Here is a 17,486-nt window from a genome sequence, read left to right on the forward strand (position 1 = left end):
AAGTCACGGAAAATGCGAAATAAATGGCTGTCGCGGCCCGCAGGCGCGATTTGCGGCGGCCGGCGGGGGAACCCGAAGTCGGGCAAAAACGTTGTGCACAACGGGTTCTCCTGTCCCCGCATATCGGCGCGGCAGGAAGAGCCATGATGGCAGGGGGTAATCCGCAATGGGGTCCGTGATGAAAATGGCTTCTTTTTCCATGAATGTCGTCTGCGCCGCACTTTTCGCAACGGCGCTGCCGGCGCCGTCGCAGGCGCAGCAACCGGCCCCGCAATATAACGTCGTCACCGATGCGGTCCTGTTCGATGGCGGCCCGTCGCTCGGCAACAGCGACAGGGTGCGGTGGGATTTCTACAAGGCAGACCGTTCCGGCGGGCGTACCGACGACAATGCCGGCGGTTCCTATGACGCCACCTTCGAGGCGAAACTGCCGGCGGGCAAATATGTCGGGGTGGCGGCGCTGGGCAATGTGACCCGCGAAGTGTCGTTCGAGGTGAAGGACGGAAGCGTCGCGAGGCCGAAGGTGAATTTTGATGCTGCGGAATTGACCGTCGTGCCGAAACGCAGCGCCGGCGGCGATGTGGAAACGCAGGCGAAGACGGAAATCACCAAGGGCGATTTCAAGGACAGCGTCTATGGCCAGAACACCGTCTTCGTGCCGGCCGGAGACGTCGTCCTCACCGGCAGCATCGGCCCGGCACGGGCTGAGGAGACGCTTGCCATCAAGGCGGGCGAAAAGATCAGCCACGAGCTGGTCATTCCAAGCGGCGTGGTGATCGCCAAGGCCGTTTATGCGGAAGGCGGCAGAGCGGTGGAAACGGACGATATCCGCTTCGAAGCGATGTCGGCCAGGGAAACGCTGGATGGCACGCGTGAGACCATCAACGGCATTTACGGCACCGGCAAGATCATGGAAATGCCCGCCGGCGATTTCGTCATGCGCGCGCGTCTGGGCAAGGTGACGGTGGAACAACCATTCACCGTGACTGCCGGAAAACGAACCGAAATCACCCTCGATCTCGATGCGGGCGTTCTCGCCATCAAGGCGCCTGGTGCGGAACGGATCGATATCGTTGAAACCACCAGGGATCTTCAGGGCACGCAGAAAGAGATTTCCGGCCGTTACGGCACGCAGCATCAGGAAACCCTGCATCCCGGCGAGTATTCGGTGAAGGTGAGCTACGACAAGAAATCCGGCCGCGAGCCGAAGGAGATCAAGGCGACGGTCAAGGCCGCCGAGAGAACCGAGACGGATGTGCCGGAGTAGGCCTCGGCCGCCGCCCGGCCGGAGGCTCCGGACGTTCTCCGATTTTCACGCCTGCGAAGCCTGACGCCGCGATACGGTCGCACAGTCTTATCCACTGACAGCCTCGACAGGCCGGCCTGATCTCGCCTGCGGCGAAAGCCAGACGCATCTTCGCAAGAAAGTCGGGCGTCGCCTGCAACCGCCTGCCGGCGGTCAGTGTCTCGCCCAAAAGCGCTGACACCGAAAGGCGGGCCGTCTCATCCCGCTGCACCACGCCTTCGTTAAAACAGTGGGCATGGCTTTCACACAACAGGCCTTCGCAAATATCGTCCGGACCATCCACCAGCTCGATATCCTCCTCGCCGGCATTCAGGAGGGCGGCGACACGGTCGTAATTTTCGACGAAGCCGGACGTATATCCCTTGCCCACATAAGTGAGCATACAGAGAAGATGGTGGGGCCGGAGGCGGACGGTCACGGGCCCGCCCTATCCAACGATAGCGAAGGCGTCGCGCACCGAGCCGGACGAGGTGCGGATCGCCTTCCGGCCGATCCATTGCACATGCCCGTCGAGGATACGCACCGCCTCTTCGGCGCGGCCGCCGCGCAGCGCATCGATGATCGCGCGGTGATCGGTATCGGTGCGGCGCTCCCAGCCGGCGCGCCAGGCGGAAAACAGGAAGCGGGCGCTCGCCGCATGCAACCCGTCGATCGCCTCCATCAAGCGCGGCATGTTGCAGGGCGCGGTGATGAGGCGGTGGAAGCGGCGGTTGGCCTCCTCCCAATGCTGCACATCGACGGCGCTGTCGCCTTCGAGCGTCGCTGCCTCCGCCTGGTCGAGAATGGCGGGCGTCATGTTGGGAATGGCGTGGCGCAGTGCCAGAACCTCAAGGGCGGCGCGCATTTCCGCCACTTCGCGCACATCGTCAAGGCCGAAATCCGCCACCCGGACACCCCGGCGCGGAATGCTGGCGGCAAGCCCCTGCGCTTCCAGCCGGCGGAATGCCTCGCGCACCGGCACATGCGACGCGCCGAATTCGGCGGCGATGTGATCCTGCCGCAACCTTTCGCCCGGCGACAGCTCACCGCGAACAATGCGGTCGGCGAGCGTGCGGCTGATGCGCGCGGCAATGGTGTCTTCGGGCGTGTTCTTCACTGGCTTGGGCATAACATCCCATAACGCATATAGCGCGGCCGTGTGTAGCTGTTTTTGCGCGAAAGAGTAACGCCAAACCAAATATTCGAGGCGGCACAGTCGCTTACACAGGCCGACCGAGCTATGAGCCTGATGGGACCGACCTTTGCGGGTGAGCCGGTTGAGCTTGGCGCGGACATGGTCTAAAAGCCCGGCATCATTTTCTTCCAGCCAAATCCGATACAGGGAGCGCCCATGAGCGGCTTCGACCTCATTATTTTCGACTGTGACGGCGTTCTGGTCGATTCCGAAATCATCGCGGCGCAGGTGGAATCCCGCCTCTTGACCGAAGCCGGATATCCGATCTCCGTCGAGGAAATGGGCGAACGTTTCGCCGGCATGACCTGGAAGAACATTCTTCTGCAGGTGGAAAGCGAAGCCAGCATTCCGCTCTCCGCCTCGCTGCTCGACAAATCGGAAAAGCTGCTCGACATGCGGCTGGAACGCGACGTGAAGATCATCGAGGGCGTAAAATTCGCCCTGTCGCGCCTGACCACGCCGCGTTGCATCTGCTCGAACTCATCGAGCCACCGCCTCGACATGATGCTGACGAAGGTGGGCCTGAAGCCCTATTTCGCACCGCATATCTATTCCGCCAAGGACCTTGGAGCCGACCGCGTGAAGCCGAAGCCCGACATCTTCCTGCATGGCGCGGCGCAATTCGGCGTTTCCCCCGACCGCGTGGTCGTGGTCGAGGATTCCGTGCACGGCATCCATGGCGCAAGAGCCGCCGGCATGCGCGTCATCGGCTTCACCGGCGCATCCCACACCTATCCGAGCCATGCCGACCGGCTGACGGATGCGGGCGCCGAAACGGTGATCTCGCGCATGCAGGACCTGCCGGCCGTGATTGCAGCGATGGCGGAGTGGGAAGGCGCTTTTTGAGTTGTGAAGGGGCTTCTTTCGTGATCTGAGTGGCAGCATTGATATTTTAATAAATGTAGCTACATTAATTCATGAAAATCATATGGGATGAGCACAAGCGGCTCGCCAATATCGAGAAGCACGGCTTCGATTTTGAAGATATCGATGGGTTTGATTGGGAGAACGCCATCATCGAGAAAAGCCTGACCGAACCGGGAAGTTCGCGCTTCAAAGCGATCGGATATTTCCGGGACGGGACTATGGCCGTTGTTTTTGCGACTGTCGGGACAGAAGCAATATCCATCATCAGCTTCCGACGGGCGAGTTCCAGGGAAAGAAGGAGGTTGCCATGGCCAAAGTTGCAAAACTAAAAGAATTCAAACCCGGACGCGGCTATACCGAAGCGGACTGGGACGCCGTCGATTTCCCGGAAATGACGGATCAGGAATTGGCAAATGCACGCCCCGCCCGAGACGTTTTGCCTCCTGCTTTCTTCGAAGCAATTGATGAATACAGAAAGACGCGTGGCCGCCCGCCGGTGGATAAGCCGAAGAAACAGGTGACGTTACGCCTCGATGAAGACGTGGTGGAGCGTTTTCGCGAAGGTGGCAAAGGATGGCAGAGCCGCATCAACGAGGCCTTGCGAAAGGCAGCAGGCATTTAAATTCGTTGCCATTCAAAAAGAAACCGGAGTCCGCAAAAGCAGCCCCCGGTTTTTTACATCTAGCCCGTCAAATCACCGGCGCTTGGTCTTGGCCTTTGCGCCCTGCTCGGCGAAGCCGATGAAGACGCTGACAGACTTCGGTGCGCCGCCCGGTCCGTTGGGGATGGCGACGTGGTCGTTGTTGAAGATGAACTGCGTGCCGGCCCCGCCTGCGGGAACATCGACGGCGAAGGCGGTGGTTTCGCCGTAGATCTCGCCGTCGCCGTCCTTCACCGTCACGCGGATCGGCACGGTCACGCGGCCGGGCTTGGCCATCGGGCCGGGAACGAGGCGGCCCTGGGCCAGCACGTTTACTGTCAGCGTCGATTCATTGGCGGTGCATGAACGCGTCGTATCGGACAGCGAGACCTGATAGGCGAGTTTCTGCGGATCGTCCTTGGCGCCGCCGGCATAGACGCGATGAACGGCGTTGGCATCGAGAACCGTCACGGCCGGGCAATTGGCCTGAACCACGGCAGCCGTCGGTGCGGCCTGCGCCGCCGGCGGGTTGACGGCAAACGAGTCCGACGGGTTGGAGGAATTGCATCCTGCAACAACGACGAGAAGCGACATCGCGGCGGACAAACGCAAGAAATTCCCTGACACTCTTCTAAATCCTCTCCCTTGTCCCGGAACAGAACCGGAGACGCTGTTTATTGACCTTTCACCCAGGTTGGCGATGGTCTATAGCAGCGACGCCGGAAAAAATCGATTGGCATGTTCGGTTTTGCTTGAATTTTCAGAAAAGCCCTTCATTAGCTCGCCAATCGCCTCATTCCGGTGAGACGCTGCGGACAAAGACGCCGATCGCATCGGTAACTGATAAGGGACTATCTCGTGGAATATGTATCGACCAGGGGTGCGGCCCCTTCGCTTGGTTTTTGCGACGCGCTTCTGGCGGGCCTTGGCCGTGACGGCGGGCTTTATGTTCCGCGCAAATGGCCTTCCATGTCGAAGAAGGAAATCCGCAACCTGCGCGGCAAGTCCTATCAGGATGTCGCCTTCGAGGTTCTCTACCGTTTCACCGGCGGCGAGATTCCGGCGGACAAGTTCAAGGCGATGATCGACGACGCCTATGCGACCTTCCGGCATCCTGCCGTCGTGCCGCTGACGCAGACCGGTCCGAACACCTTCGTTCTCGAGCTTTTCCACGGCACCACGCTCGCCTTCAAGGATGTGGCGATGCAGCTTCTCGCCCGCCTGATGGACTATACGCTTTCCGAACGCGGCGAGCGCGCCACCATTGTCGGCGCCACCTCGGGCGATACCGGCGGCGCGGCCATCGACGCCTTCGCAGGCCGCGAGCGCACCGATATCTTCATCCTTTTCCCGAACGGCAAGGTCTCTCCGGTGCAGCAGCGCCAGATGACGACCTCGACCGCTTCCAACGTGCATGCGCTGGCGATCAACGGCAATTTCGACGATTGCCAGACGCTGGTGAAAGAGATGTTCAACGACGTGAAGTTCCGCGACGGCGTGAAGCTTTCCGGCGTCAACTCCATCAACTGGGCGCGCATCATGGCGCAGGTGGTCTATTATTTCACCGCGTCGCTTTCGCTCGGCGGTCCCGACCGGAAGATTTCCTTCACCGTTCCGACCGGCAATTTCGGCGATATCTTCGCCGGTTACGTCGCCAAGAAGATGGGCCTGCCGATCGACAAGCTCGTCATCGCCACCAATGACAACGACATTCTGGCGCGCACGCTGAAGACCGGCCGTTACGAGATGCGCGGCGTCAAGCCGACCACCTCGCCCTCCATGGACATCCAGATCTCTTCCAACTTCGAACGCCTGCTGTTCGAAGCCTATGGCCGTGATTCCGCTGCGGTAAAGGCATCGATGGACGGCCTCAAGCAATCCGGATCCTTTGAAATTCCGCCGCATGCGCTGAAATTCATCAAGAAGGATTTCCGCGCCGGCCGCGCCACCGAAAAGCAGGTGGCGGCAACGATCCGCGACACGCTTGAGAAAACCGGCTACCTGATCGACCCGCATACGGCGACCGGCGTTTTCGTGGCGGAAAAGCACGAAAAGGCGTCAAGCCCGATGGTCGTTCTGTCGACCGCTCACCCGGCTAAATTCCCGGCCGCTGTAAAATCCGCTTGCGCAATCGAGCCTGCGCTTCCAGTATGGTTAGCTGACATTATGAACCGGGAGGAGCGTTTCGACATTCTGGATGCGGAGCTCAAAGCCGTGGAAACCTTCATCGGCAAACACGCACGCGCCGGCAAATAGAGACGCGGAAAGACGTTGAGTATGAGAGTAAATGTGACCCGGCTTTCGTCCGGGTTGACCGTTGTGACGGAAAAAATGCCGCATCTCGAAAGCGTCGCTCTTGGGGTGTGGATCAAATCCGGTTCCCGCAACGAGACGACTGCCGAACACGGCATCGCCCATCTTCTCGAGCATATGGCTTTCAAGGGCACGGCGCGCCGCACCGCCCGGCAGATCGCCGAAGAAATCGAAAATGTCGGCGGCGAAGTCAACGCCGCGACATCGACGGAAACGACCTCCTACTACGCCCGCGTCCTGAAAGACCACGTCCCCCTCGCCGTCGATATTCTTGCCGACATCCTGACGGAATCGCTGTTCGACGAAGACGAGCTGGAGCGGGAGAAAAACGTCATCCTGCAGGAAATCGGCGCGGCGACCGATACGCCCGACGACGTGATCTTCGACAATTTCTCCGGTGTCGCCTATCGCGACCAGACCATCGGCCGCCCGATCCTCGGCACGCCGGACACCGTTCAATCCTTCACCACCGGCCAGATCAGGCATTATCTCGCCCGCAACTACACGACGGACCGCATTTTCGTCGTGGCGGCCGGCGCTGTCGATCACGAAAGCTTCGTGAAGCAGGTGGAGGAACGTTTCGCCTCGCTGCCGCAATTGCCCATCGCCACGCCGGTGCTCGAAAAGGCTATCTATACCGGTGGCGAAATCCGCGAGACCCGCGACCTGATGGATGCGCAGGTGCTCCTCGGCTTCGAGGGCAAGGCCTATCACGCCCGCGATTTCTATTGTTCGCAGATTCTCGCCAATATACTGGGCGGCGGCATGTCCTCCCGCCTGTTCCAGGAAGTGCGCGAATATCGCGGCCTCTGCTATTCCGTCTATGCATTCCACTGGGGCTTTTCCGATACCGGCATCTTCGGCGTGCATGCGGCCACCGGCGGCAACGACCTGCCGGAACTGGTGCCCGTCATTCTGGAGGAACTTCGTAAGTCCTCGCAGACCATCCATCAGGAAGAAATCGACCGCGCCCGGGCGCAAATCCGCGCGCAATTGCTGATGGGCCAGGAAAGCCCGGCCGCCCGCGCCGGCCAGATGGCCCGGCAGATGATGCTTTACGGCCGGCCCATCCCCAATGAGGAGATGATGGAGCGGCTTGGCGACATCACCCGCGCGCGCCTGACCGATCTTGCGGGACGGCTGTTTTTCGATACAGTTCCGACATTGTCCGCAATTGGCCCGCTCGAACATCTGCCGCCTCTTTCCGACATCACTGCGGCGCTTTCCGCGCAGCAGCCCGCAAGGATAAAGGCGAACGGATAAACCGATATGAGAGCGGGATTTAAAGGCAAAGACCGCTCATCTTTTTCGCCATCCCGCTCGCGGATGGCGATGTCTGCCGCACAGGGATCGTGAATGCTGCGTTTTCTTTCCCGACATAGCGACACGCCCGAACTGCGCAGCGCCAATCACCTTCTCAGACTGCCGCGCTACGGCGATTTCAAGCAATGGCATGTGTTGCGCTCCGAAAGCCGGCAGTTTCTTCAGCCCTGGGAGCCGACCTGGCGGCCGGACGAGCTGACGGAAGGCGCCTTCCGCATGCGCGTGGTGCGCAACGGCCAGGAATTTTCCTCCGGCACCGCCGTTTCCTTCCTGCTATTCGAGAAAGAGACGCTGCTGGTCGGCGGCATCACCATCGGTTACATCCGCCGGGGTGCGGCGCAAAGCTGCATGATCGGATACTGGATCGGCGAGCGGCACGCCGCCCAAGGCCATATGTCTGCCGCATTAAAATTGGTAATACCATACATCTTTAACGGACTTCAGTTGCACCGTATCGAGGCAGCCTGTATTCCGGAAAACTTCAAAAGCATCCGGCTTCTCGAAAATGCCGGGTTCCAGCGGGAAGGCCTCCTGCGGGAATATCTGAAAATCAATGGCCAATGGCGGGATCATATGATGTTTTCCCTTCTTGCCGACAAGCAAAGCTCCGGCGGAACGAAGTACGATACATGACCTACAATCACACTGCGCCTTGCCTTGCGAAACGTCTGGCGGCAATCGCGCTGGCTGCGCCGTTTTTCCTGCTTTTCCTGCTTTTCTCTTCCTATTCCTACGCCTTCGAGCCGGTGAAGATTTCCCGTGACGACACGGCGCTCGACCTGACGGCCACCACCGATATCTATGCCAACCAGGGCGAAGCCTTTCAGGTCTCGACCGCGCCCGGCCCCGACGGCATTCGCCGCCGTATCGAGGTGCGCGCCAGCTCCACCGACCATCAGGGCGACTGGGCGGTTTTCGCACTCGCTAACGTTTCGGAAGAGCAGCTGGAGCGCGTGATCGTCGCGCCGCATTTCCGCCTCGTCAATTCCAAGCTGTTCTGGCCCGATCTCGGCTCGCAGCGCATCATGGCGATTACGCCGAGCGAAGGCTTTGCGCTCGACCGGCAGCCGAGCCCGGATGCCGACGTGTTCCGCATCACCCTCAATCCCGGCTCCGTCATCACCTTCGTCGCCGAGCTTTCCACGCCGCAGCTGCCGCAGCTTTATCTGTGGGAGCCCGAGGCCTACAAGGACACGATCAACGCGTTTACGCTCTATCGCGGCATCGTGCTCGGCATTGCCGGCCTGCTCGCGGTGCTTCTGACCATCCTGTTCGTGGTCAAGGGTACCTCCGTCCTGCCGGCCTCGGCCGCGCTCGCATGGGCGGTGCTCGCCTATATATGCGTGGATTTCGGCTTCCTCGAAAAGCTCATCACCGTCACCTCAAGCGATCAGCGAATATGGAGGGCGGGCGCGGAAGTGGCGCTCGCCTCCAGCTTCGTGGTCTTCCTGTTCACCTATCTCAATCTCAACCGATGGCATGCGCATCTCGGTTATGCGACCTTTGCCTGGGTGGTGGGTCTGGCGCTGCTGTTCGGCGTGGCGATCTACGATCCCTCGGTCGCCTCCGGTATCGCGCGCGTGTCCTTTGCGCTCACCGCAACGGCCGGCATCGCACTTATCGTCTATCTCGGTTTCAACCGTTACGATCGGGCGATTTTGCTCGTGCCTTCCTGGGCGCTTATCCTCGTCTGGCTGTTCGGCAGCTGGCTGACGGTCACGGGGCAATTGGACAATGACATCGTGCAGCCCGCACTCGGCGGCGGGCTGGTGCTGATCGTGCTGTTGATCGGCTTCACCGTCATTCAGCACGCCTTTGCCGGCAGCGCCTACCAACAGGGTCTCTTCTCCGATCTCGAGCGGCAATCGCTGGCGCTGACGGGCAGCGGCGATACGGTCTGGGACTGGGATGTGACGCGCGACCGCATCGTCACCACGCCCGATATTTCCAACCGGCTGGGGCTGGAACCCGGCGCCATGCACGGCGCTGCGCGCAACTGGCTGCCGCGCCTGCACCCTGACGATCGCGACCGGTTCAAGGCGACGCTCGACGTGCTGCTCGACCATCGCAAGGGCCGCCTCAACCACGAATTCCGCATTCGTGCCGAAGACGGTCATTTCCACTGGCTGCAAATCCGCGCCCGTCCGGTTCTCGGCTCCAACGGCGAAATCATCCGCTGCGTCGGCACCATCACCGATATTACCGAGCAGAAGAATTCCGTCGAGCGACTGCTTCAGGACGCGATGAACGACAATCTGACCGGGCTTCCGAACCGGCAGGTGTTCCTCGACCGCCTGCAATCGATCCTCAACCTGTCTTCCGACAGCGACGGCGTGCGCCCGACCGTGATGGCCATCGATATCGACCGCTACAAGCTAGTCAACGATACGCTCGGCATTGCTGCCGGTGACAATATCCTCATTGCGCTAACCCGTCGTCTGCGCCGTCTTTTGAAACCGCAGGATACGCTGGCGCGTCTTGGCGGCGATGAGTTCGGCCTGATCCTGACCTCGGAGCGCGATCCGCAGCGTGTGGCCGATTTCGCCGATGCGGTGAACAAGGCGATCATGGTGCCGATCAATTTCGCCAATCGCGAAATCATTCTCACCGCCTCCATCGGCCTCGTTTCGTGGATCGACCAGCAGGAAAGTGCGGCCGGACTCTTGAGCGATGCGGAACTCGCCATGTATCGCGCCAAGCGCGCCGGCGGCAACCGCGTCGAGCCCTTCCGCCCCGCCTTCCGCACGTCGGGCACCGACCGCCTGCAGATGGAAAGCGACCTGCGCCGCGCCATCGAGCGCAAGGAGCTGTCGCTGGCCTACCAGCCAATCGTCAAGCTCGACGACGGCGAGCTGGCCGGTTTCGAAGCGCTGATGCGGTGGGAGCACCCCAAGCGCGGCAATATTCCGCCGAGCGAATTCATTCCGATTGCGGAGGCCTCCGGCCTGATCGAGCCGCTCGGCATGTTCGCGCTGGAACGGGCGGCGACCGATCTGATGGACTGGCAACACGCCATCGAGAAGATGCCGATCTTCATTTCCGTCAATATTTCCAGCGCGCAGCTGCTGAACAATGAATTGTACAATGACGTGCGCGGCATGCTGACCCGCACGCGTTGCAATCCGCAGCAGCTGAAGCTGGAACTGACGGAATCCGTCGTCATGGAGAACCCGGAGCAGGCGCGGCTGGTGCTTTCCAAGCTCAAGGAAACGGGCTTAAGCCTCGCCATGGACGATTTCGGCACCGGCTATTCGTCGCTCGCCTATCTCACCCGCTTCCCCTTCGACACCATCAAGCTCGACAAGGCGCTGGTGGCCAATACCAGCGACAAGCGCAACGTGCTCCTGCGCTCCGTCATCGCCATGGCGCGGGCGCTCGACATGCAGGTGGTGGCGGAGGGCATCGAAACGCCCGAGGATGCGGCCGAACTGGCGCGCATGAACTGCCATTTCGGCCAGAGCTTCCTGTTCGGCACCCCGGTTTCGGGCGATGCGGCGCTGAAGCTTCTGCGGGAACGGTTCCAGCCGACGAAGCGGGCTTCGTAAGCGGAGTATTGGAACGCAAGGTAGCTACCTCCGTCATTCCGGCCTTGAGCCGGAATCCAGCCGCCGCGCGTCGGCGCGGCGAGAAAAGTCATTCAGCCCAAGGACTTGGGCTGGCTGGATGCCGGATCAAGTCCGGCATGACGGGAGGAGGAAACGGCGCGTTTGCCGACTGTTACTCCTCGTTTGTCGAACATTCACTGAACCAGGGCAGCCTGCACCTGTGTTGACGCATCCGCCGCCACCCTCCCATGCAGGAGGTCGTGAATGAATTCCATCTTCACCACCACCGGCGGTGTCAGCACGAAGGGATAGAGGTCCGCCTCCCCCATGCTGCGCTGGATCGAGTTGATCGCGACGCTGAGCGGAATCCAGGCCTTGACCAGTTGTTCGGCGCTGCGGGCGTTGTAGGGATCGAAAGTCACCTCCGCCGCCATTTCTTCATGCCCATCGGGATCGATGGCCACGCCGAAGGCGCGCGCCGTCTCCAGCGTATCGACGATGTGCAGATAATGGGCGAAACATTCGGCGAAATCCTCCCAGGGGTGGACGGACGCATAGGAACTGATGAAGCTTTCCTGCCAGTCGGCACGCGGCCCCTGTTCGTAATTGCGTTGCAGAGCGGCGCCATAATCCTCGCTATCGTCGCCGAAGACGGCGCGGCAGGCCTCCAGGCGGTTCTCATCCCGCACCAGCTTGTTCCAGATGAAGTGCCCCACCTCGTGGCGGAAATGGCCGAGCATGGTGCGGTACGGCTCGTTCATATTGGCGCGGACCTGCTCGCGGGTGACATCGTCGGCTTCCGCGGCGCGGATGGCGATCAGGCCCTCATCGTGACCGGTCATGGCGGGAATGACGGAACCATCGGGCGCCACCTCGTCCACCAGAAAGTCGAAGACGAGGCCGCCCGCCGGATCGGCATCGCGATTGGGATGCGGCAGGCCGAGCCGCAGGATCGAATAAAACAGATGCCGCTGCGCCTGGCTGATGCGACGCCATTGTGCGATGCCCTCATCCGTCGCGATGTCCGGCACCAGACGGTTGTGGCTGCAGGCCGGGCAAAAGGCGCTGTCGCTTTGCGCCGGCACCGACCAGTTGCAGATATCGTTCACTTCATTGGCGCAGAACCGCACTTGTTTTTGCGGATCCGCAACGATCTGCCAGTTCGGCTCACCCGCGGGCGCCAGCGCCTCCATGGAAAGCCGCTCCGGCACGAAGGCCAGACGATGACCGCAGGAAACGCAGAAACGATTGTCGAAATGGACCGGCTGGCCGCAGGATGCGCAGGAAAAAAGCTTCATCGATGAAACCCTTGCGATGGATCGGGTGGGTGGAGGAAACATACGATGCCAACATGCATCGTAGACGACAGCTGAAAATCATTGGTGCTCCTGCGCTCCGGGCTTACCCCCCTCTGTCCTGCCGGACATCTCCCCCTCAAGGGGGGAGATCGGCAAGACGCTCTTCCACCACTCCATTCTCAAGCATTGAGATGGGCGAGACCTCGCCTCAGGTCGATCTCCCCCCTTGAGGGGGAGATGTCCGGCAGGACAGAGGGGGGTAAGCCCGGAGCGCAGGAGCATCAATGATTGGCAACGGTCGCCCACGGTGGCCACTATGAAGGGCGTAACAGGCGGCCGCCTTCGGAACATCCCAGACGACAGGAGCGCATGTGCGGTCAACACATACGCTCCGAAGCGCCGCATCGAAAGAGGCGCAACTCGTCAGGCGAAATTACATGCGGTCGACGGCGCCCTTGACGGCGTCTTTCGCCTTGCCAACGCTGGTCTGTACCTTGCCCTTGGCTTCCTGGGCGGCACCCTTGGCGCGCAATTCATTATTGCCCGTCGCTTCGCCGACGTTCTTCTTCACTTTGCCAGCAACTTCATTGGCTTTACCGGCGATCTTGTCAGATGTGCTACCCATAATACTACTCCCTCGTTGAGCCGTACTGTCTGTCCGGCTTTCCGGGTGAGTAACGTCAGGGGTCGGGATTTGGTTCCAGCCAAAACGGGCGGGAATATGCAGGGGCTCAGGCGTGCCCGGCATCCGTGGAGAGCATGCGCGCATCGACGCCCATGAGCGCCAGCGCCCGCTCGTATTTATTGTCCAGCCCGCGGTCGAAGATCAGCTCTTCCGCTGCGGGGCAATTCAGCCAGCCATTATTGGCGATCTCGTTTTCCAGCTGGCCCGGACCCCAGCCGGCATAACCGAGCATCATGGTCGCCCTTTGCGGACCGCGGCCGTTGGAAATAGCGCGGACGATATCGAGCGTTGCCGTCAACGAAATGTCATCGCTGACCGGAATGCTGGATTCGCTTAAATAATCATCCGAATGCAGCACGAAACCCCGGCCGGATTCCACCGGGCCGCCGCACTGGATCGGGAATTCGCGGGTGCGGTTGGGCAGCATGATGGCGTCGTTGCTGTCCACCAGTTTCAGGTGCAGCAGAATATCGGTAAAGGTGATCTGCTGCGGCCGGTTGATGATGAAGCCCATGGCGCCGGCATCCGAATGGGCGCAGATATAGATCACCGAACGGGCAAAATTGCCGTCGTCCAGCCCCGGCATCGCGATGAGGAACTGACCATCGAGAAAGCCACGTTCGCGTTTGTCCATCAGGGTTGAAAAGCTCACCGGCGCCTCCAGCAGACCGCATTCCGTCGTTTAACGGAAAACGGCGTTCGCACTTCGACAAAGGACAGGATGCGGCATAGCGCCCGATCAATCAACCGAAAATGATGAACCGCACGAATTCGTAACTGGTCCGCCGGGCGATGTTGGGTTAGACGGAAAGCATGAGCGCCAGAATATTCTTTCGATTTTCACATTTCCGTTTTGCAGCGGCATTTGCTGCCCTACTTGGCGGTGCTGAAGCCGCCCAGGGCGAGATTACCGACTGGGCCAGAAGCGAAGGCGGTCAGATGCGCGTGGCAAGCCTTGCCATGGATGCCGACGGCGTGGTGCGCGGCGTGCTGCAGATCGAGCCGAAGGACGGCTGGATCACCTATTGGCGCGAACCGGGCGAAGCGGGCATACCGCCGCAGATCACGCCCGATCCGGCGAGCGGCGCGGCGCTCACCACCATGGCTTATCCGGTTCCGAAGCTGATCGAAAACGGCGACATCACCGATATCGGCTATGACCACGCCGTCAGTCTTCCGTTTCAGCTGAAAGCCACGGACCCGGCGGCAGGCGGGAAAATCGATCTCACCGCCTTCATCGGCGTGTGCCAGAATATCTGCATTCCCTTCGAGGCGAAGTTTTCAATCGAGCGCGGCAATGCGGGCGATGACGACCGCGAGGAACGGCGATTGCTGGAGGAGGCGCGCGAAACGCTGCCCGAGGCGGCATCCGACGATTTCAAGGTGATCGATTTCCACATCACGCCCGACAAGACCATGCTCGGCGTGCAATTGCAGCTTCCGGAAAACGCGCCGAAGGAGACCGAAATCTTCATTGCCGGCCCCTCTGGCTTTGCCTATTACGAGCCGCAGAACCTGGTGCGCGACAAGCGCAAGCTCTCCTTCTACATGAACATCAAGGGCCTGCCGAAAACCTATCAGGTGCAGGGCAATAGCTGGCCTATCCTGGTCAAATCCGGCGACCGGGCCATGGAAACGATGCTCCATTTTCCAAAGCCCTGATCGGTTCGGCGGTCACGTTTGAGCGGCCGCGTCTGCAATGGAATTTCCTGCGAAAACCGCATGACACGTTTCATTTGGTTGCTCTATAGTCGCGCGAACCGAACGGCTACAGGAGCACGGACATGACCATCAAGATCGGCGAAAAACTGCCTTCCGCAACTTTCAAGGAAAAGACGGCCGACGGCCCGGTGGAAACCACCACGGACGCGCTTTTCGGCGGCAAGAAGGTGGTTCTCTTCGCCGTTCCCGGCGCTTTCACCCCCACCTGCTCGCTGAATCACCTGCCGGGTTATCTCGAAAACCGCGACACCATTCTTTCCAAGGGCGTTGACGATATCGCCGTCGTCGCCGTCAATGACTGGCACGTGATGGGCGCATGGGCGCAATCCTCCGGCGGTCAGGGCAAAATCCACTTCCTCGCCGACTGGGACGCCGCTTTCACCAAGGCGCTCGGCCTCGACGCCGATCTTTCCGCCGGCGGCCTCGGCGTGCGCTCCAAGCGTTATTCGATGCTGGTGGAAGACGGTGTGGTGAAGTCGCTCAACGTGGAAGAAAACCCCGGCCAGGCAACGGTCTCGGCCGCTGCGGCGATGATCGAGCAACTTTGACATTAAGAAGAAGGCCTCTTGGCCCTAGATAAGACGTCATCCTCGGCGCTGTGCCGAGGATCTAATCACGTCCAATTCAATCGAGACGTTGCAGATGCTCGGGACAAGCCCGAGCATCACGGAAGAGAGCGACGAGAAGCCGCTCTCTCAAACATTCATATCGAACACCAGAAGCCCGGCGAGACCGCCATCGGTGAGCGACACGAGACGTTCCCCCACTTCCATGTGCTTGGGATGGGCGAGATAGTCGTCGCGGGCCTCGGGGCTTTCCAGCGTTACGATGAAACCATCGACGAAACCGCCATTCAGCCCCTCGGGTGAGACATTCTGGCCGTATTTCACATCGATGATGCCGGGTATCACATCCTTCAGGGCGGCAATCGCCTCGAATATTGCGTGTTTTTCAGAAGAGGCCGTTGCAGCCTTGAAGCGTAGAAATACACAATGCAGGATCATCCGGATTTCTCTCCTCCGTTGGGCGCTACCGGAGCGCCCCTTGACGACAAGATAGGTCGGGTTTCGGTTTTCACAACCCCCGATAACGGGGCCGCCAGCGCGGATTTGCCCGGCCCGAAATAGAGCAGGCTTCCATTACCGCCGTTTGAAGGGCTCCATGCCCTTTCGCGCCAACTCGTCGGCGCGCTCGTTTTCCGGGTGGCCGGCATGGCCCTTGACCCAGTGCAGGGTAACCTTATGGCGTTGCTGCGCCGCTTCCAGCGCCTGCCATAGTTCAACATTCTTGACCGGCTTGTTATCGGCGGTTTTCCAGCCCTTCTTTTTCCAGCCGAAAATCCACTTGGTGATGCCGTCCTTCACATAGGAGCTGTCGGTATAAAGATCGACCTCGCAGGGGCTTTTCAGCGCATTGAGCGCCGAGATCGCCGCCATCAATTCCATGCGGTTATTGGTGGTCTCGGCCTCGCCGCCGGAGAGTTCCTTCTCCACCTCGCCGTAACGCAGCACGGCGCCCCAACCGCCGGGACCGGGATTGCCGGAGCAAGCGCCATCGGTGAAAATATCGACATGTTTCATTCGCCCGCCAGCCCATATTCGGCGACAGTGGCGATGGAACGGTGGAACCGCAGCTTGCGCAGATATTCCAGTGGGTCCTTCTTGACCACCAGCGCGCCTTCCGGCGTCGTCAGCCAGTCATAAAGGCGGGTGAGGAAGAAACGCAGCGCCGAACCGCGCGCCAGAAGCGGCAGCGCCTCCAGCTCCGCTTGGCTCAGCGGGCGTACCGACTGGTAACCTTCCAGCAGCGCCTTGCCCTTGGTGACGTTGTAAGCGCCATCCTTTTCGAAGCACCAGGCATTGAGGCAGATCGACACGTCATAAGCGAGCAGGTCGTTGCAGGCGAAATAAAAGTCGATCAGGCCGGACAGTTCATCGCCGAGGAAGAACACATTGTCCTGGAACAGATCCGCATGGATGACGCCGGCGGGCAGATCTTTCGGCCAATGGGCGGCGAGATAATCGATCTCGGGGCGAATCTCGTCTTTCAGGCCCTTCTCCACCTCGTCGGCGCGGTCTTCGGACTTGTCCCAAAGCACCTTCCAGCCTTCAACGGAAAGCGCGTTCGGCCGCTTGATCTCGAACCCCTCGCCGGCCAGATGCATGGCGGCCAGCGCCCTGCCGACTTCGCGGCAATGTTTCGCTTCCGGCTTTCTCAGCCACATGCCTTCGAGAAAGGAGATGAGCGCCGCCGGCCGGCCGGACAGCTCTCCCAGCAACTCGCCATCCTTGCGCGGCAGCGGCAGGGGGCAGGACAGGCCCTTGGCGGCCAGATGCTGCATGAGGCCGAGGAAGAAGGGCAGATCGGATTTCTCCACGCGCTTTTCATAAAGCGTGAGAATCAGCGGGTTCTTGGTGGTATGCAGCAGGAAATTGGAGTTTTCGACGCCTTCGGCAATGCCCTTATAGGAGGTGAGGCTGCCGACGTCATATTGCGTGAGGAAATTCCTCAGATCATCTTCGGTGATGTCCGTATAAACTGCCAATTTCAAATCTCTTGATGAAGGATGGAGTGGAAATCTCGGGTGGAGATGACGCATGTGGGACGGAAACC

The 17,486-nt window shown here is 60.5% G+C and carries 19 protein-coding genes; 10 read left to right on the forward strand and 9 right to left on the reverse strand.

The annotated features are described in order from the left end of the window. The first annotated feature begins 166 nt into the window (after nucleotides 1-166). Nucleotides 167-1,267: a hypothetical protein gene (locus L901_RS05135; RefSeq protein ID WP_059754099.1), complete on the forward strand. Its 1,101-nt coding sequence runs from the start codon at nucleotides 167-169 to the stop codon at nucleotides 1,265-1,267. Here the strand turns inward: L901_RS05135 and L901_RS25975 are convergent. Together L901_RS25975 and L901_RS05140 are read right to left on the reverse strand one after the other, a co-directional pair. After that, complete coding sequence (locus L901_RS25975; protein ID WP_082710480.1) at nucleotides 1,227-1,688, reverse strand: DUF1284 domain-containing protein; 462 nt, start codon at nucleotides 1,686-1,688, stop codon at nucleotides 1,227-1,229. The two genes, L901_RS05135 and L901_RS25975, sit on opposite strands and share 41 nt — an antisense overlap. Before the next feature lie 45 nt (nucleotides 1,689-1,733). After that, complete coding sequence (locus tag L901_RS05140) at nucleotides 1,734-2,414, reverse strand: GntR family transcriptional regulator (protein ID WP_059754101.1); 681 nt, start codon at nucleotides 2,412-2,414, stop codon at nucleotides 1,734-1,736. 222 nt (nucleotides 2,415-2,636) lie between these two features. On the opposite strand from L901_RS05140, the gene L901_RS05145 reads away from it, so the two are divergent. From L901_RS05145 to L901_RS05155, 3 genes are all read left to right on the forward strand, one after another. Beyond that, complete coding sequence (locus tag L901_RS05145) at nucleotides 2,637-3,326, forward strand: HAD family hydrolase (protein WP_003520496.1); 690 nt, start codon at nucleotides 2,637-2,639, stop codon at nucleotides 3,324-3,326. A gap of 71 nt (nucleotides 3,327-3,397) precedes the next feature. Beyond that, the gene (locus L901_RS05150; RefSeq protein ID WP_059754104.1) at nucleotides 3,398-3,676 is read left to right on the forward strand and encodes a BrnT family toxin; all 279 of its coding nucleotides are present in this window, start codon (nucleotides 3,398-3,400) and stop codon (nucleotides 3,674-3,676) included. Continuing rightward, nucleotides 3,655-3,969: a BrnA antitoxin family protein gene (locus L901_RS05155; RefSeq protein WP_059754107.1), complete on the forward strand. Its 315-nt coding sequence runs from the start codon at nucleotides 3,655-3,657 to the stop codon at nucleotides 3,967-3,969. The genes L901_RS05150 and L901_RS05155 overlap by 22 nt, the downstream gene beginning before the upstream one ends. A 72-nt stretch (nucleotides 3,970-4,041) precedes the next feature. On the opposite strand, the gene L901_RS05160 is transcribed toward L901_RS05155, so the two are convergent. Beyond that, a complete protein-coding gene (locus L901_RS05160; RefSeq protein WP_059754143.1) occupies nucleotides 4,042-4,581 on the reverse strand; it encodes a hypothetical protein in 540 nt (179 codons plus the stop codon). A gap of 264 nt (nucleotides 4,582-4,845) precedes the next feature. Between L901_RS05160 and thrC the strand changes: the two genes are divergently transcribed. From thrC to L901_RS05180, 4 genes are all read left to right on the forward strand, one after another. Continuing rightward, nucleotides 4,846-6,243, forward strand: coding sequence for a threonine synthase (gene thrC, locus L901_RS05165; RefSeq protein ID WP_003520498.1), 1,398 nt, complete (start codon nucleotides 4,846-4,848; stop codon nucleotides 6,241-6,243). Between the two features lie 21 nt (nucleotides 6,244-6,264). Further along, nucleotides 6,265-7,563: a pitrilysin family protein gene (locus tag L901_RS05170; RefSeq protein ID WP_003520499.1), complete on the forward strand. Its 1,299-nt coding sequence runs from the start codon at nucleotides 6,265-6,267 to the stop codon at nucleotides 7,561-7,563. Nucleotides 7,564-7,656: 93 nt separating this feature from the next. Continuing rightward, entirely contained in the window at nucleotides 7,657-8,256 is a 600-nt protein-coding gene (locus L901_RS05175) for a GNAT family N-acetyltransferase (protein WP_003509108.1), read from the forward strand. Then, nucleotides 8,253-11,168, forward strand: a complete 2,916-nt coding sequence (locus tag L901_RS05180; RefSeq protein WP_035262976.1) for an EAL domain-containing protein — start codon at nucleotides 8,253-8,255, stop codon at nucleotides 11,166-11,168. The genes L901_RS05175 and L901_RS05180 overlap by 4 nt, the downstream gene beginning before the upstream one ends. Before the next feature lie 194 nt (nucleotides 11,169-11,362). On the opposite strand, the gene L901_RS05185 is transcribed toward L901_RS05180, so the two are convergent. The 3 genes from L901_RS05185 to L901_RS05195 all read right to left on the reverse strand — a co-directional run bounded on the left by L901_RS05185 (nucleotide 11,363) and on the right by L901_RS05195 (nucleotide 13,803). Then, nucleotides 11,363-12,466 carry a putative zinc-binding metallopeptidase gene (locus L901_RS05185; RefSeq protein WP_059754109.1) on the reverse strand — a complete coding sequence of 368 codons (1,104 nt, stop codon included), beginning with the start codon at nucleotides 12,464-12,466 and terminating at the stop codon, nucleotides 11,363-11,365. 433 nt (nucleotides 12,467-12,899) lie between these two features. Beyond that, on the reverse strand, nucleotides 12,900-13,091 hold the full coding sequence (locus tag L901_RS05190; protein ID WP_003521119.1) for a CsbD family protein: 192 nt from the start codon (nucleotides 13,089-13,091) through the stop codon (nucleotides 12,900-12,902). Nucleotides 13,092-13,197: 106 nt separating this feature from the next. Next, the gene (locus tag L901_RS05195) at nucleotides 13,198-13,803 is read right to left on the reverse strand and encodes a YqgE/AlgH family protein (protein WP_003521117.1); all 606 of its coding nucleotides are present in this window, start codon (nucleotides 13,801-13,803) and stop codon (nucleotides 13,198-13,200) included. Between the two features lie 161 nt (nucleotides 13,804-13,964). Between L901_RS05195 and L901_RS05200 the strand changes: the two genes are divergently transcribed. Next, a complete protein-coding gene (locus L901_RS05200) occupies nucleotides 13,965-14,813 on the forward strand; it encodes a protein-disulfide reductase DsbD domain-containing protein (RefSeq protein ID WP_059754112.1) in 849 nt (282 codons plus the stop codon). Between the two features lie 122 nt (nucleotides 14,814-14,935). Beyond that, nucleotides 14,936-15,421 (forward strand): peroxiredoxin, encoded by a 486-nt coding sequence (locus tag L901_RS05205; protein ID WP_003521115.1) that lies wholly within the window; start codon nucleotides 14,936-14,938, stop codon nucleotides 15,419-15,421. A 147-nt stretch (nucleotides 15,422-15,568) separates the two neighbouring features. Here L901_RS05205 and L901_RS05210 read toward each other — a convergent pair whose 3' ends face one another. The 3 genes from L901_RS05210 to L901_RS05220 all read right to left on the reverse strand — a co-directional run bounded on the left by L901_RS05210 (nucleotide 15,569) and on the right by L901_RS05220 (nucleotide 17,418). Further along, nucleotides 15,569-15,877, reverse strand: coding sequence for a Dabb family protein (locus L901_RS05210; RefSeq protein WP_003521114.1), 309 nt, complete (start codon nucleotides 15,875-15,877; stop codon nucleotides 15,569-15,571). Nucleotides 15,878-16,012: 135 nt separating this feature from the next. Next, nucleotides 16,013-16,453, reverse strand: coding sequence for a ribonuclease HI (gene rnhA, locus L901_RS05215; RefSeq protein ID WP_020809074.1), 441 nt, complete (start codon nucleotides 16,451-16,453; stop codon nucleotides 16,013-16,015). Further along, nucleotides 16,450-17,418, reverse strand: coding sequence for a homoserine kinase (locus L901_RS05220; RefSeq protein WP_059754145.1), 969 nt, complete (start codon nucleotides 17,416-17,418; stop codon nucleotides 16,450-16,452). Before L901_RS05220 ends, rnhA begins: the two co-directional genes overlap by 4 nt. Nucleotides 17,419-17,486: the final 68 nt, after the last annotated feature.

It is taken from the genome of Agrobacterium sp. D14 (assembly GCF_001526505.1).
Lineage (GTDB): Bacteria > Pseudomonadota > Alphaproteobacteria > Rhizobiales > Rhizobiaceae > Agrobacterium > Agrobacterium leguminum.

Bases quoted from the DNA above. Each gene is read 5' to 3' on its own strand.
- L901_RS05170 (WP_003520499.1), top strand. From the start codon at position 6,265: ATGAGAGTAAATGTGACCCGGCTTTCGTCCGGGTTGACCGTTGTGACG.
- L901_RS05210 (WP_003521114.1), bottom strand. From the start codon at position 15,877: ATGATCCTGCATTGTGTATTTCTACGCTTCAAGGCTGCAACGGCCTCT.
- L901_RS05135 (WP_059754099.1), top strand. From the start codon at position 167: ATGGGGTCCGTGATGAAAATGGCTTCTTTTTCCATGAATGTCGTCTGC.
- L901_RS05155 (WP_059754107.1), top strand. From the start codon at position 3,655: ATGGCCAAAGTTGCAAAACTAAAAGAATTCAAACCCGGACGCGGCTAT.
- rnhA (WP_020809074.1), bottom strand. From the start codon at position 16,453: ATGAAACATGTCGATATTTTCACCGATGGCGCTTGCTCCGGCAATCCC.
- L901_RS05145 (WP_003520496.1), top strand. From the start codon at position 2,637: ATGAGCGGCTTCGACCTCATTATTTTCGACTGTGACGGCGTTCTGGTC.
- L901_RS05190 (WP_003521119.1), bottom strand. From the start codon at position 13,091: ATGGGTAGCACATCTGACAAGATCGCCGGTAAAGCCAATGAAGTTGCT.
- L901_RS05205 (WP_003521115.1), top strand. From the start codon at position 14,936: ATGACCATCAAGATCGGCGAAAAACTGCCTTCCGCAACTTTCAAGGAA.
- L901_RS05160 (WP_059754143.1), bottom strand. From the start codon at position 4,581: ATGTCGCTTCTCGTCGTTGTTGCAGGATGCAATTCCTCCAACCCGTCG.
- L901_RS05185 (WP_059754109.1), bottom strand. From the start codon at position 12,466: ATGAAGCTTTTTTCCTGCGCATCCTGCGGCCAGCCGGTCCATTTCGAC.
- L901_RS25975 (WP_082710480.1), bottom strand. From the start codon at position 1,688: ATGCTCACTTATGTGGGCAAGGGATATACGTCCGGCTTCGTCGAAAAT.
- L901_RS05180 (WP_035262976.1), top strand. From the start codon at position 8,253: ATGACCTACAATCACACTGCGCCTTGCCTTGCGAAACGTCTGGCGGCA.
- L901_RS05175 (WP_003509108.1), top strand. From the start codon at position 7,657: ATGCTGCGTTTTCTTTCCCGACATAGCGACACGCCCGAACTGCGCAGC.
- L901_RS05150 (WP_059754104.1), top strand. From the start codon at position 3,398: ATGAAAATCATATGGGATGAGCACAAGCGGCTCGCCAATATCGAGAAG.
- L901_RS05140 (WP_059754101.1), bottom strand. From the start codon at position 2,414: ATGCCCAAGCCAGTGAAGAACACGCCCGAAGACACCATTGCCGCGCGC.
- L901_RS05200 (WP_059754112.1), top strand. From the start codon at position 13,965: ATGAGCGCCAGAATATTCTTTCGATTTTCACATTTCCGTTTTGCAGCG.